The 14,117-nt window shown below is 73.3% G+C and carries 12 protein-coding genes; 8 read left to right on the top strand and 4 right to left on the bottom strand.

All coding sequences use genetic code 11. The features are described 5' to 3' along the window. Positions 1–78: 78 nt before the first annotated feature. Together tuf and ACWEJX_RS10975 are read right to left on the bottom strand one after the other, a co-directional pair. Entirely contained in the window at positions 79–1,290 is a 1,212-nt protein-coding gene (gene tuf / locus ACWEJX_RS10980; protein WP_451607173.1) for an elongation factor Tu, read from the bottom strand. Positions 1,291–1,539: 249 nt separating this feature from the next. Next, positions 1,540–2,250: a DNA alkylation repair protein gene (locus ACWEJX_RS10975; RefSeq protein ID WP_451607172.1), complete on the bottom strand. Its 711-nt coding sequence runs from the start codon at positions 2,248–2,250 to the stop codon at positions 1,540–1,542. A 344-nt stretch (positions 2,251–2,594) separates the two neighbouring features. Here ACWEJX_RS10975 and ACWEJX_RS10970 point away from each other — a divergent pair, with 344 nt between their 5' ends. The 3 genes from ACWEJX_RS10970 to ACWEJX_RS10960 all read left to right on the top strand — a co-directional run bounded on the left by ACWEJX_RS10970 (position 2,595) and on the right by ACWEJX_RS10960 (position 6,681). Beyond that, a complete protein-coding gene (locus ACWEJX_RS10970) occupies positions 2,595–3,293 on the top strand; it encodes a TVP38/TMEM64 family protein (RefSeq protein ID WP_451607171.1) in 699 nt (232 codons plus the stop codon). Positions 3,294–3,578: 285 nt separating this feature from the next. Continuing rightward, positions 3,579–4,454: an undecaprenyl-diphosphate phosphatase gene (locus tag ACWEJX_RS10965; protein WP_451607170.1), complete on the top strand. Its 876-nt coding sequence runs from the start codon at positions 3,579–3,581 to the stop codon at positions 4,452–4,454. Between the two features lie 334 nt (positions 4,455–4,788). Further along, positions 4,789–6,681 (top strand): FHA domain-containing protein, encoded by a 1,893-nt coding sequence (locus ACWEJX_RS10960; RefSeq protein ID WP_451607169.1) that lies wholly within the window; start codon positions 4,789–4,791, stop codon positions 6,679–6,681. 168 nt (positions 6,682–6,849) lie between these two features. Here ACWEJX_RS10960 and ACWEJX_RS10955 read toward each other — a convergent pair whose 3' ends face one another. After that, positions 6,850–7,743 carry an oxygenase MpaB family protein gene (locus tag ACWEJX_RS10955; RefSeq protein WP_451607168.1) on the bottom strand — a complete coding sequence of 298 codons (894 nt, stop codon included), beginning with the start codon at positions 7,741–7,743 and terminating at the stop codon, positions 6,850–6,852. Positions 7,744–7,992: 249 nt separating this feature from the next. Between ACWEJX_RS10955 and ACWEJX_RS10950 the strand changes: the two genes are divergently transcribed. The 5 genes from ACWEJX_RS10950 to ACWEJX_RS10930 all read left to right on the top strand — a co-directional run bounded on the left by ACWEJX_RS10950 (position 7,993) and on the right by ACWEJX_RS10930 (position 12,941). After that, positions 7,993–8,616 carry a sigma-70 family RNA polymerase sigma factor gene (locus ACWEJX_RS10950; RefSeq protein ID WP_451607167.1) on the top strand — a complete coding sequence of 208 codons (624 nt, stop codon included), beginning with the start codon at positions 7,993–7,995 and terminating at the stop codon, positions 8,614–8,616. Positions 8,617–8,711: 95 nt separating this feature from the next. Further along, complete coding sequence (locus ACWEJX_RS10945; protein ID WP_451607166.1) at positions 8,712–9,968, top strand: NAD(P)/FAD-dependent oxidoreductase; 1,257 nt, start codon at positions 8,712–8,714, stop codon at positions 9,966–9,968. Beyond that, positions 9,968–10,732: a DUF1365 domain-containing protein gene (locus ACWEJX_RS10940; RefSeq protein ID WP_451607165.1), complete on the top strand. Its 765-nt coding sequence runs from the start codon at positions 9,968–9,970 to the stop codon at positions 10,730–10,732. Before ACWEJX_RS10945 ends, ACWEJX_RS10940 begins: the two co-directional genes overlap by 1 nt. Further along, the gene (locus tag ACWEJX_RS10935) at positions 10,729–12,078 is read left to right on the top strand and encodes a class I SAM-dependent methyltransferase (protein WP_451607164.1); all 1,350 of its coding nucleotides are present in this window, start codon (positions 10,729–10,731) and stop codon (positions 12,076–12,078) included. Before ACWEJX_RS10940 ends, ACWEJX_RS10935 begins: the two co-directional genes overlap by 4 nt. Continuing rightward, entirely contained in the window at positions 12,075–12,941 is an 867-nt protein-coding gene (locus tag ACWEJX_RS10930) for a DUF1295 domain-containing protein (RefSeq protein WP_451607163.1), read from the top strand. The genes ACWEJX_RS10935 and ACWEJX_RS10930 overlap by 4 nt, the downstream gene beginning before the upstream one ends. Positions 12,942–12,951: 10 nt before the next feature. On the opposite strand, the gene ACWEJX_RS10925 is transcribed toward ACWEJX_RS10930, so the two are convergent. Then, the gene (locus tag ACWEJX_RS10925) at positions 12,952–14,058 is read right to left on the bottom strand and encodes a MerR family transcriptional regulator (RefSeq protein WP_451607162.1); all 1,107 of its coding nucleotides are present in this window, start codon (positions 14,056–14,058) and stop codon (positions 12,952–12,954) included. Positions 14,059–14,117: the final 59 nt, after the last annotated feature.

Below are 14,117 nucleotides of genomic sequence, written 5' to 3'. Positions count from 1 at the left end.
GCGTGCGTCACCCACGCCGAGCAGCGAGCGTGACGCACGCGGACCACCCCGGCGGCGCCGTGCGCACCGCGCGCCGGGTCAGAGCACCTCGGTCACCGTGCCCGCGCCGACCGTGCGGCCGCCCTCGCGGATGGCGAAGCCGAGGCCGGGCTCCAGGGGCAGGTCGCGGCCGAGCTCGACGGTCATGGTGACCGTCTCGCCGGGGCGGGCCACGCCCTGGTCGCCGAGGTCGACGGCGCCGACGACGTCCGCCGTGCGGAGGTGGAACTGCGGCCGGTAGCCGGTCGAGACGGGCGTGCGGCGGCCGCCCTCGGCGGCGGACAGGACGTGCACCCGGGCCGTGAAGCGGCGGCGCGGCTCGACGCTGCCGGGCCGCGCCACCACGTGACCGCGGCGGACCGCGCCCCGCGGCACGCCGCGCAGCAGCAGCGCCACGTTGTCGCCGGCCTGCGCCGACTCCATCGGGCGGCCGAAGGTCTCGACACCGGTGACGACAGTCTCGGTGTCCGCGTCCGCGCCGAGGACGGCGACCCGGTCGCCGACCCGGACGGTGCCGCGCTCGACGGCGCCGGTGACGACGGTCCCGCGGCCGGTGATGGTGAGCACGCTCTCCACCGGCATCAGGAACGGCGCCTCCACATAACGCACCGGTACCGGCACGTACGTGTCCACCGCGTCGAGCAGCGCCTCCACGGCCGCCGTCCAGCGCGGGTCCCCCTCCAGGGCGCGCAGCCCGGAGACCCGGACGACCGGCAGGCCGTCGCCGCCGTAACCGTGCGCGGTGAGCAGCTCGCGTACCTCCAGCTCGACCAGGTCGGTCAGCTCGTCGTCGGCGCCGTCCGCCTTGTTGAGCGCCACCACGATGTGGTCGACGCCGACCTGACGGGCCAGCAGGACGTGCTCGGCGGTCTGCGGCATGATCCCGTCGAGCGCGGAGACGACGAGGATCGCCCCGTCGAGCTGCGCCGCGCCGGTGATCATGTTCTTGACGTAGTCGGCGTGCCCGGGCATGTCGACGTGCGCGTAGTGCCGGGTGTCCGTCTCGTACTCGACGTGCGCGGCGTTGATCGTGATGCCGCGTCGCGCCTCCTCGGGCGCGCGGTCGATCCGGTCGAACGGCACGTACGTGGTCGGGCCACCGGTGCCGCGCTCGCTGAGGACCTTGGTGATGGCGGCGGTGAGGGTGGTCTTGCCGTGGTCGACGTGGCCCATGGTGCCGATGTTGAGGTGCGGCTTGGTGCGTGCGTACGCCTGCTTGGACGTGTGGGACGTGTGGGACGTGTGGGACATGGCTGATCGCTCGTTTCGCGACTCGAAGCGTGGGCGGGACCCCGTGGCCGGACCGACCCTCCCCCTCTGGGGTCCGCCGGACGATCCGGGGAGGGTCAGCTTCGGTCGCCGCCGAGCGACGTGGTCAGCGCGAGAACGGCAGCCTTCGGCGCGTCCGCGACTGCGGACGGCGCTGCGAGGAAGGCGTACCGGGACATGCCCACGATGTTCCCGGTTCGCCGCGCCCCCGTCGAGCGAATTTCGGTGCGGTCAGAGGTTCTTGAGGGCCTCGCGGACCGAGAGCGGGGAGAGGCGGGAGGTGTTGTGGGCGACGAAGGCGCGGACCTCGTCGGGCGCCGTCTTGGCGTACTCGCGCAGGCTCCAGCCGATCGCCTTGCGGATGAAGAAGTCCGGGTGCGCGGACCGCAGCAGGCAGTAGGAGAAGAGCCGGCCGGCGTCGGTCGCGGTCTTGTAGCGGAGCTGGTGGAGCAGGGCGGTGCGGGCGATCCAGAGGTCGTCGTCGGCGATCCACTCGTCCATGTCGGAGACGAGCGCGGGGTCGGCGAGGACCAGGCCGCCGACGACGTGGGCGGCGAGGTGGTCGACGGTGTCCCACCAGGAGACGGTGGTGACGAGGGTGCGGGCGACCGGCAGGAAGGCGGAGGAGCAGCGCCCGACGTGCCGGCGCAGGTAGTCGACGGCGAAGTAGTGGTACTCCCGCTCGGGCAGCGCGAAGCAGCGCAGCGCGATCGCCGTGCAGTCGGCCTCGTCGGGCGCGGGAAGCCCGTCCAGGACGGTACGGGACAGGGCGCGGCGCTCGGGCGTGCGCAGGCCGAGGAAGGGGGCCACGCCCTTCATGTACGCGACCATCTCCTGCGCCCGGAACGGGTCGCCCGCGGCGGGGTAGACCTCGGTGAGGCGGCCGAGCACGGTGTCGGCGAGGGCGCTGTCGGGGACGACGGGCGTGATGACCTGGGTCATGCCCTCACGATAGGCACCATGGGCACGACAGGCTCCGCCCGCGCGCCGCGCAGACGGCCAGGCTGCCGTGACCCCCGCGAGGCGGCCGCGGCCCCGGGCAGGTCGCGAGACGGCCGTGACCCCGGACAGGTCGCAAGGCGGCCGCGGCCCCGCACAGACCGCGAGGCGTCCGTGGCCCCCGGACAGGTAGCGAGACGGCCGCGGCCCCGCACAGACCGAGAGGCGCGCCGTGGCCCCCGGGCGGACCGCGAGGCGGCTGTGGGCGGGCGCCGGGGGCAGGGTCGGCGCGATGCGGGCTTCCAGCGGTACGGCGATCACATCCGTGTGTCGGTTACGCTCCCCGGGTGCTTCTGTCGCCCAAGGCCCGGCTGATCTATCTGGCCGTGATCCTGCTGTCCGCGGGGGTGTCGGTGCTGCTCTTCGAGCCGCAGCGGCTGCTCTCGGCGGGCTGGCCGCCGCAGTCGAGCGGCGCCGCTGCGGTGGTCGTCTTCGGCCTCGCGTACGGGGTGTGCACGGCGGCCCTGGTTCCGCGCCCGATCCTGAACCTGGCGGCGGGCGCCCTCTTCGGCACCGCGGCCGGCTTCACGGCGGCCCTCGCCGGGACGGTCCTCGGCGCGGGCCTCTCCTTCGCGCTGGGCCGCGCGCTGGGGCAGGACGCGCTCCGCCCGTACGTCCGCGGCCGCTGGCTGCAGGCGGCGGACGGCCAGCTGAGCCGGCACGGCTTCCGCTCGATGCTGGCGATCCGGCTGTTCCCGGGCATGCCGTTCGCGGTGGCCAACTACGGGGCCGCCATCTCCCGGATGCGGTACCTCCCCTTCCTGCTGGCCACCGGCCTCGGCTCCGTACCGAACACGATCGCGTACGTGGTCGCGGGCAGCGAGGCCACCTCCCCCACCTCCCCCGCCTTCCTGATCTCGACCGGCTTCATCGTGCTGTCGGCGGCGGTCGCGGCGGTGGTCGGCTGGCGCAAGCGGCACCATCTGCGCAGGCCGGCCGATGCGGAAGCCCAGGCGGCTCCGGAGCGCGAGCACGCGGCCGTATAGTCGCCGCGGCGTCACACGCGGGGAGGGCCGCATGAGCGTGCGGGACGCGTCGAGGAGATCCTGACCGGACTGCGCGAGCTGCGCGCGGCGCACCGCGAGTCCCGGCAGGAACGGCTCCGCCAGTGACACCGTCGCCTTTCACCCGGGCGTTTCCCCGTCCTTCACCGGCCGTTTCCATGCCCGGGGTCCCGCCCGCCGCCCCGTGAACGATCACGTCACTTTGTGCCTGTACTCTGCGCACCGACCATATGACCGCGCACGCACATTCGGGACGGCCCTGGCCCCATGAGTTGGTTCGAATCATTCATCCTCGGACTCGTCCAGGGGCTGACGGAGTTCCTTCCCATCTCCTCCAGCGCGCACCTGCGACTCACCGCCGCGTTCGCCGGCTGGGAGGATCCGGGAGCCGCGTTCACCGCCATCACCCAGATAGGCACCGAGACCGCGGTCATCATCTACTTCCGCAAGGACATCGCGCGGATCGTCTCCACGTGGTTCCGCTCGCTCTTCGACAGGACACTGCGCCACGACCACGACGCCCAGATGGGCTGGCTGGTCATCGTCGGCTCGATTCCGATCGGCGTTCTCGGCGTCACGCTCAAGGACCAGATCGAGGGCCCGTTCCGCGATCTGCGGCTCACCGCCACCTCGCTGATCGTCATGGGCATCGTGCTCGGCATCGCGGACCGGCTCGCCGCCCGCGACGAGACGGGTGGCCGGCACCGGGCGGCGCGTGAGCGCAAGACGCTGGCGGAGCTCGGCGTGCGGGACGGCCTGATCTACGGCGTCTGCCAGGCGATGGCGCTGATCCCCGGCGTCTCCCGGTCCGGCGCGACCATCTCCGGCGGTCTGCTCATGGGCTACACCCGCGAGGCCGCCGCCCGCTACTCCTTCCTGCTCGCCATCCCGGCGGTGCTCGCCTCCGGCGGCATGGAGCTCAAGGACGCGGCCCAGGACGGCGGCGTCTCCTGGGGCCCGACGATCTTCGCCACGATCATCGCCTTCGCCGTCGGCTACGCGGTGATCGCCTGGTTCATGAAGTTCATCACCACCAAGAGCTTCATGCCCTTCGTGTACTACCGGATCCTGCTCGGCATCCTGCTGATCGCGCTGGTCTCGGCCGGTGTGCTCAGTCCGCACGCGGGCGAGTCCGCCGGCTGACGCGGCACCCACGGACACGCAGCGCGTCCGGCACTTCCCGGCCGGCAACTCGCCGCGCACACGCCGGATGGTCGCCGCGTCCAGCCGGTCGCGGGCCGGCCCACCGACCGCGAACGTGCCCTGCCCAACAGCCCCTCACTGTCACATCTTCACCGAACGGTCACCGTGTGATGATCGGTGAGTCCGCATGCCTTTTCATCCGCCTCGCGGCCGGAATACGATAGCCCTGCGTTCCGGTCGGCTCGCTGTGTGTGACGCAAGGGGTTGCTGTTCGTCTGGATGGCCGGTTTCGCGTTTCGTCATCGGATCCGTGACTCATGGAATTGGGTGACCCATGCCTCCTCGGCTCGTCGGCCATCAAGGCTCTCTGGCGGGACAGCAGTTTCCGATCGGCGCCACACCTCTCACCCTGGGTCGCAACAGCGACAACAGCGTGGTGATAACGGTGGGGAACGTCTCGCGCTTTCACGCCGAGGTGCGTCGCGAACGCCACGGATTCGTCCTCTACGACAGTGGCAGCAGCAATGGAACACGCGTCAACGGGACGCGGGTCACCTCGCACGAGCTGCGGCCCGGGGATCTCGTCGAGATCGGCACCGAGACGTTCCGCTTCGAAGCCGCCGACGCAATGGAGACCATCCTCGACCTCTCCGTGCTCGGGCCGGTCACTCCGTCCGAGGCGACCCTCGCGGCAGGACCGGTACTGAACGTCACGGTGACCGGCGGCGGTCCCGTCGGCCTGAGCTTCGCCCTTCTTCTGGAAAGCCTCATGGGACCCCGTGTGTCCATCACCGTGTACGACGGCCGGTGGGTCCAGGACGGGGCGAAGGTCGTCTGGAAGAGCGAAGGGCAGGGCAACGTCAGGCGGCAGCAGGTCGTCACCGTGCAGAGCCGCCAGTACCTGAACCTCCCCGAAGAGGCTCAGGACCGGCTTTTCCGCGGCGACGCGTACTCCGAAATGTGGCCGGTCGGCCCCGATTCGCTCCGCGGCCGCAAACCGAGGAACCTCCGGATCGCCTACATCGAGGACACACTCCTCGAATTGGCCAACGAGAAGCCGGAGCGGATCCGGCTGGTTCCCGAGGTGTTCGACCCGGCCGAGTACCAAAAGGCGGAGACCCGGGGGCACGTACTCGCCGTCTGCGAGGGAAGCCGTTCCCGAACGCGCGAGTATTTCACGGACCGGTTCGGCAATGCCGACAAGTCCATCTACTCGCTGAACGGGCAGCACATTCAGGATGTCGTCCTGGGCCTGCGCGTCAAATCGACCCTGACGGACCCCATGACGGTCCTGCTGACCGTGGCCCAGAACCGCTTCCTCCTCAACGCCCTGCGCGGCGAGGGTTTCCTGAACATGCGCCTCACGGACGCCGAGGCCGCGGAAGTGATAGGTATCGACCCGGTCCGGCACGTCTTCGAGGAGTGCATCGCCTCGCGCCCCTGTGTCATGGGACGGGACGACCACGGCGACTTCCAGTGCTCGACGCACAGCACGCTCTTCCTGCCCGCCATGGTCAGGGGCTCGGCCCTGTGGAAGCGGGTACTGGAGGGGCTGGCTCTGTTCGGCGTCGCCGAGCGGGACCTGAGCGCCGTCACGGCGTTCCGGCTCGACATGGTGCAGCGGCCCAGGTTCACCGCCCGGCTGTTCCCTGCCACGTCGACCACCCCGGGGACCTACGGCTTCCTGCTCGGCGACGCCGCCAACGCGATCCACTTCTGGCCCGGTCGCGGGCTCAACAGCGGCCTGGGCTCGGCCATTTCACTGGCCCGGTCCCTCAACGGCGCCTGGACCGGCCGGGCGTTCCGGGACGCCGACTTCGCCCGCCACGAGGCGGCCATGTCCATGCTCCAGTACCGGCACAAGAGCCGTGCCTGGAACACGATGATCACCACCGACGAGCACGGCGTCAGCCGCGCGATCAAGGAGAAGATCGCCCAGAGCATCGCGGAGTCCGAAGGGAAGGACCTGGAGCGGGACGCGGACATCGACGCGCTCATGGACCGGCTCCGGGGGATCCGCGACCGGCTGGCACCACGCGTTCCCGGCATGCCCGACGACGCGACCCTCCGGAGCCACCTGGAGACGCTCGAGTCCTCCACCCTGCGGACCCTGTGGGAGAGCGGCGCCTGGGACACCCTGATGGTCGGCGGCGAGGAAGTGGACATCGACATCTTCTACCAGTCGGCCGCGGCCGGCCGTCCCACCGGGGCCGCCGCCCCGCGCTGATCGCGCGGGCCCCGCCGCCGTCCGGCCGCCCACGCGGCCCCCTCACGGCGGCTCGTCCCCGCACCTCCGCCCCTGCTCGCGTCCTCGTGGGCGCCGAAACCGGCCGGCCGGTGACGCACGCAGCGGCGCAGCCTGCTGCGCTCGCTGTGCTGGCCTTGGCTCGCTCCGTCACCGGCCCTGAGCCGGGGCGCCCGTGGCCGGGCGGGCGGGCGCCGCGGGCATCACCCAGCGGATCAGGGTGATGACGGCGAGGCCGCCCCGCCGCGCGACGGGCAGGAGCAGCCGGACGCTCACCGGCACGGTGAGCAACTCCCTGGCCCAGGAGGGCAGGAGGTCCACGGCCGCGGCCGCGAGGAGGGCGTAGGGAACGCGGACCGGCCACGGCAGCGGCGGTGCCGCCAGCAGGTAGCGGGCGGTGGCCGCCGACTCGTCCGTGGTCGCCAGTTCGGGGCGCCGGCGGTCCAGTGCCTCGACGAGACCGGCCTCGGTCACCGGCGGCCGGGGGACGCCGAGCCGCCGGGCGACCGAGGCCATGTCCTCGACGTAGGCGTCCCGGCGGGCCTCGGTCAGCGGGGTCCGGCCGTACTGCTGGTACGCCCGCAGGAAGCAGAAGGTCTCGGCGATGTGGACCCAGGCGAGCAGCGACGGATCCGAGGCCCGGTAGGGCACCCCGTCGGGCGTCGTCCCGATGACCCGCCCGTGCACCGCCCGCACCCGCTCGATCGCCCGCTCGGCGTCCTCCGCCGGCCCGAACGTCGTCTCCGCCAGGAAGGTGCTGGTGCGCTGGAGGCGCCCCCAGGGATCACCGCGGAAGCCCGAGTGCGCCCATACGGCGGCCATGGCGACCGGGTGCAGGGACTGCAGGAGGAGTGCGGCGAGCCCTCCGACGTACATCGACGCGTCCGCGTGCACGGCCCGGATCGGCTGATCCGGCGCGAACCAGCGAGGGCCCGGCGTGTCGTGGATCCGGGCGCGCTTGCGGTGAGCCGTGGGCCCGGCCACCCGCAGCAGCAGCGCTTCCCCGGCCCTTCCACGCAGTCTCTCGATCAGCACCAGGGACACGGGAACCGCCTTCTTGGCTCACCTACCCCCGTGCGGCCCCGCCCATGCGGCGCGGGATCGACGCCATGCCGCGGGAGGCCGCCGCGCGCCCTGGCATTTCGATGCGGAATCGATGCGAGTTGAGCGACGGAGGGATCTCGCCGGAACGTGAGGACACGGAATCGACGCGGTTCCGCCGCACCGCCGCTCCGCGATCGGCGGTCGCACGTCCCGATGTCACCCACGCTGCCGCCCGGAGGAGGAACCGTCATGACCGCGCCCCTGGTGACCGGCCATTTCGCCACCCCGGCCGACACTCCCGCCCGCCCCGCGCCGCACGACACGACGGCCGACGACGAGCGGATCGCCCGAGGGCTGGTGCAGGGCGACGAACGCTGCCTGGACGCCGCCTACCACCGCTGGGGACGGCTCGTGCACATGCTCGCGGCCCGCGCCCTGGGCGACCCCCGCGAGGCGGAGGACGTCACCCAGCAGGTGTTCGTCGCCGCCTGGCGGGGCCGCGCGAACTTCCGTGCCGACCGGGGAAGCCTGCCGGCCTGGCTCACCGGCATCACCCGCCGGAAGATCGCCGACGCGCTGACCGCACGCACCCGGCGCACCGAGCTCGCCGCGGCCCTCGGCACCGCCCTGGAGCACACCGGCGGCTCCCACGAAGAGCCCGAGCGCATCGTCGACCGGCTCGTCGTCACCGAGGAACTGGCGCGCCTCCCCCGCGTCCAGCGCGACGTCCTGGAGCTCGCCTACTTCGCCGACCTGACCCAGACACAGATCGCCGACCGCACCGGCATGCCGCTCGGCACGGTCAAGAGCCACGCCCGCCGCGGCCTCCAGCGGATGCGCCACAACCTCGGCCTCGGCGCGACCGGCGGGTGATCCGAACCGACCGGACAGCGCGCCCCGAACGACCGACAGCAGAACGCAGGCCGCCGCCTCGACCGGCGGCGGCCGCCACACGACGGGTGGGAACGATGAACGCACGGAGTATCGCCGTGGTGGGTGCGGGGGTGGCGGGCCTCACCGCCGCCCACATCCTGAACCGCGCGCACGACGTGGTGCTGTACGAGGCCGAAGGACGGCTGGGCGGTCACGCACACACGCACGAACTGCCGGCGGCCGAAGGCGGGACGCTGCGCGTGGACACCGGTTTCATCGTCCACAACGAGCGCACCTACCCCCACCTCCTCCGGCTGTTCCGCGAACTCGGCGTGACCACCCAGGACTCCGAGATGAGCATGTCCGTACGCTGCGACGGCTGCGGCCTCGAGTACGCAGGAGCGCGCGGGATCCGCGGCCTCCTCGCCGGCGGCAACGCTCTGCGGGGGCGCCACCTGCGGACGCTCGCCGACGTCCCGCGCTTCCACCGCGCCGCGCGCCGCCTGCTGTCCGCCGACGACACCAGAGCGACCTTGGCCGACTTCCTGCGGGCACAGCGCTTCCCGGCCCACTTCGTCAGCCACTTCGCCGTCCCCCTCGTCTCCGCCGTCTGGTCCTGTGCCCCCGACACCGCGCTGCGCTACCCGGCCGGGTACCTGTTCCGGTTCCTCGACCACCACGGGCTGCTGTCGGTGACCGGCTCCCCGCAGTGGAAGACCGTCACCGGCGGCTCCGCGACCTACGTCGAGCGGATCGCGAAGCGCCTCTCCTCCGTACGGACCACCGCCCCCGTCCGCGCCGTCGTGCGCGGCGCCGGCCGGGCGACCGTCGTCACCGCCGACGGCGAGTCGGCAGAGCACGCCGCCGTGGTCATCGCGGTCCACCCCGACCAGGCCCTGCGGCTCCTGGCCGACCCGACCGAGGATGAGCGGCGTGTCCTCGGCGCCTTCACCTACTCCCGCAACCCGACGGTCCTGCACCGCGACACCAGTCTGCTGCCGCGCTCGCCGCACGCGAGGGCCTCGTGGAACTACTGGCTGCCGTCGTGCGCCGCCCGTCCGGGAGCCGTCCAGGTCAGCTACGACATGAACCGGCTCCAGCGGCTTCCCGCCCTCGAGCCCCACATCGTCACCCTCAACGCCGGCGACCGGGTCGACGAGTCGACCGTCCTGGCCCGCATGACGTACGAACACCCCGTCTACACCCCGGAGTCCGTGACCGCCCAGCGGCTCCTGCCCACCCTGCGCGGCCCCGTCACCGCCTACGCCGGCGCCTACCACGGCTGGGGCTTCCACGAGGACGGCTGCCGCTCCGGCGTCGAGGCCGCCCGTCACCTGGGGGTGACGTGGTGATGACCGGCCTGGCCCCGCCGTCCGTTCCCGCCCTGTACGCGACCGAGATCGCGCACACCAGGGTCGGCCCGGTCCGCCACTCCCTGCGCCACCGCACCTATCTGTGGCTGGTCGACATCGACGACCTGCCCGTGCTGCCCCGCCCGCTGCGCCCCCTCGCCCGCTTCGACCCGCGCGACCACTTCGACGGGACGGCTCCCTCGCTGCGGGCCGGGCTGGAAGCGTACCTGGCCGCGAACGGCGTACGGGACGCGGACGGGCGGGTGCTGATGCTCGCTCACGCACGCGTGCTGGGGCACGTCTTCAACCCGCTCACCCTGTACTGGTGCCACGACCGCGGCGGGCGGCGCGTGTGCGTGGTCGCCGAGGTGCACAACACCTACGGCGGACGCCACTGCTACCTGCTGCGCCCGGACGCACTGGGGCGGGCGGAGACCGCCAAGGAGTTCTACGTCTCGCCGTTCCTCGACGTCGAGGGCACCTACCGGATGCGGCTGCCGCTCCCGGGCGAGCGCCTCGACCTGACCGTCCAGCTCCGTCACACGGACGGGTCCCGCCCCCTGACGGCCACGGTCCGCGGCATCCGCGGCCCCGCCCGGCCGGGCACCCTGCTCGCCGCCGCCCTGCGCCACCCGTGGTCGACCGCCGCTGTCTCCCTCGGCATCCGCCGCCACGGCATCCACCTCTACCTCAAGGGGCTCCGCGTCCGGCCCCGGCCGCCCGGCCCGCCCCGTACGGCACCTGCCCAGGAAGGCACGTCATGACTCTCCCGCCTCCTTCCACCGCGCCGTCCGCCGCCGTTCCCGGGCGCGTCCCGGCGGACCCCGACCGATGGCCCGACGTCGCCCGGCCGCCGCGCTCCTCCGCGCTGCGCACCGCCGTCGCCCGCTACCTCGTGAACCGTGCCCTCGCCCGGCTGCCCCTGCGGATACGAACGGGCCGGGACACGGTCCCGGCTCCCGGGCGGGCCGACGGGGACGCCACCGCACCGACCCTCACGCTCCACGACCCGGACGCGTTCCCCCGCCGGATCGGCGCAGACGGGCTGATCGGCTTCGGCGAGTCGTACATGGCCGGCGAATGGGACGCCGACGACCTGGTCGGCGTCCTCACCGTCCTCGCGCTGCACGTCGACGACCTCGTCCCCGCGCCGCTGCACCGGTTCCGGGGCGCGTGGGTCCGGCGCAGGCCCAGGGCCGACCGCAACACGCCCGAGGGCGCGCGCGAGAACATCCACCGTCACTACGACCTCTCCAACGAGCTGTTCGCCCTCTTCCTCGACCCCGGTCTCAGCTACTCCTCGGCGATCTTCGACCCGCTGCCGGCGGAGCCCGTACTCCTCCCCGACGAGCGGTTCACCGCGGCCCAGCACCGCAAGATCGACCGGCTCCTCGACCTGGCCGGGACCGGCCCGGACACCTCACTCCTGGAGATCGGCACCGGCTGGGGCGAACTCGCGATCCGCGCCGCCGCCAGGGGTGCCCGCGTCCGCACCGTCACCCTCTCCGAGCAACAGCTCGCCCTCGCGCGGCGGCGCGTGGCGCAGGCAGGCGTGGCCAATCGCGTCACCGTCGAGCTCCTCGACTACCGTGACGTCCGCGGCCGTTACGACGCCGTCGTGAGCGTCGAGATGATCGAGGCGGTGGGAGCGGAGTTCTGGCCCGACTACTTCACCGCGCTCCGGCGCCTCCTCGCCCCCGGCGGCCGCGTCGCGCTCCAGGCCATCACCATGCCGCACGAGCGGATGCTCACCACCGCCCGCACCCACACGTGGATCAGCAAGTACGTCTTCCCGGGCGGTCTGATCCCCTCGCCGGACGCTCTCGCGCGCGAGAGCGCCGCCGCGGGACTGCGCATCACCCACGACAGGGGGTACGGCGACCACTACGCCGAGACCCTCCGCCAGTGGCGCACCCGCTTCCTCGCCCGGGAGGCCGCCGTCGACGCGCTGGGCTTCGACCACGTCTTCCGGCGGATGTGGGAGTTCTACCTCGCCTGGTCCGAGGCCGGATTCCGCTCGCACTACCTCGACGTCCGCCAGCTCGTGCTCACCGCCGACGAGCGACGCGATCCCGTCGACTCCGCCGGCCGGCGCGGGCAGGCGTCGTGAGCGCCGTCGACCCGGGAGCCCTGGGCCTCGTCCTCGCCGCCTCGGCGGCCGCCGCGTCCGCGGTCATGCTGACGGCCTTCGCCGTCGGCACCGCCAGGGGGCTGCACCGGATCGTGGACGTGGCCTGGGGGATCGCCTTCGCGGCCGTCGCCGTCGTGGCCTGGTGCCTCGCGGCCGGGCACGGCGAGGACGTGCGCCGGACCGCCGTCGCGCTCGCCACCGTGGTCTGGGGACTGCGGCTCGCGACCCACATCGCCCGGCGCGGACGCGGCCACGGGGAGGACCCCCGGTACGCCCGGATGCTCGCCCGCCCCCGCGGCAACCCCACGCTGTACGCGTTGCGGAAGGTCTACCTCCTCCAGGGCGCCCTGGTGTGGCTCGTCTCCCTCCCCGTCCAGGTCGCGGTCCTGCTCCCCGGCCCGCCGGGGGCGACCCTGTGGCTGGGGCTCGGGGTGTGGGCGATCGGGCTCGCCTTCGAAGCGGTGGGGGACCACCAGCTCGCCCGGTTCAAGGCGGATCCGGCGAACCGGGGCCGCGTCATGGACCAGGGGTTGTGGAGCTGGACCCGCCATCCCAACTACTTCGGCGACTTCCTCGTCTGGTGGGGCCTGTACCTGACGGCCTGCGCCACCTGGCAGACGGCTCTGCTCACCCTCGTCTCGCCGCTCCTCATGAGCGGTCTCCTCGTCTGGGGCAGCGGCAAGCGGCTCCTGGAGGCCCACATGGCCGACCGTCCCGGTTACGCGGCCTACCGGGCGCGCACCAGCGGCTTCCTCCCCCGGCCGCCCCGCCGGGCGCCGGACGCGGAGCGATCCGGCGACGCCCCGGCTCGGCGGGGACGGGGGGCTCACCCCCGCCGATGAGGCCGCCGCGTCACTCCTCCGTACTCCCGGCCGGTTCCCCGTAGAGCCGGGAGATCGCGCCGAGCGCCTCGCGCAGCCCGGTGGGTCGCACCGTGCCGGGAGCCGGAGGCCGGCCGGCCCAGCCGGGGCCCGCGAGCAGGACGAGAGGAGCGGTGCGCGCTCCCCGTACCCCGAACGCTGTCCCCGCGACGTGCCGGGCCAGTGCATGGTTCGCGGTGGACCTCGCCTGGGACCAGAGGGCGACGGCAGCCGGCCCGGAGCGCCTCACCGCCGCGTCGAGGGCCTCCGCGGGCACCGCCGCGCCGAACATCCTGGTCGGCAGGCCCTGTTCGGCCAGTCCCGCCGCGAGCGCCTCCAGCGGCAGCGTGTGCTGCTCCCCCGGGACGCACGCCAGCACGACCGGAGCGGCCGTGGCAGCCGTCGCCGGGCCGGTCACGGCGGCCCGGCGCAGCGCGGTGGAGACGTGCCAGGACAGCAGGTGCTCCACCTCGACGTAGCGGTCGCCGGACGACTCCCACTTGCGGCCGACCGCGTGCAGCGTCGGGACCATCACCTCCTCCCAGGCGGTGACCAGTCCGTGCTCCGCCAGCGCCTCCTGGAGCAGCCCTTCCATGGCGGGGCCGTCGAGGCGTACGGCGGCCCGGGCGAGCCCGCGGGCTTCCTGCCGTGCGTCGCCCAGGGGCAGACCGCTGCCCGGTCCCGGTCGACGGGTCCTCTCGGGGAGGACGCCCGCCGGGGGCGTGACCGCCCCTGCCGCGGCCCCGGCCGTGCCCCTTGCCGTCGTCCCCGCGTCGGCCGACGCCCCGCCGGACCGGGCCAGCGGTGGGCGGGCCGGCGGGACGTCGGGGGCGGCATGGGGAGCGGCGGTCGACTCCTCCGAGGGCCGGGCCAGCCGGGCGGCACTCGCGGCCTCGGCGGGCGGGACGCCCGAGGCCGTGAGACGGCACATCTCGTCGAGCATCGCGATGTCCGCCGGGCTCCACCGCCGGTGCCGTCCGTCCGCGCGCACAGCCGGGCCGACGCCGTACCGCCGGTCCCAGGAGCGCACCGTGGTGGGGGACACGCCCAGACGCCGTGCCACGGCGCCGGTCGTGATTCCGTGAGCCGTATCGGACATGTCACCTACCCTACGAGCTTCAGACGATGCGGAAACGATGCGCGGGCGGGGCGGCTCGC

Source organism: Streptomyces sp. NPDC004788 (assembly GCF_053601115.1).
The sequence above is the reverse complement of the archived record's forward strand: the minus strand, read 5'-3'. Positions and strand labels throughout refer to the sequence as shown.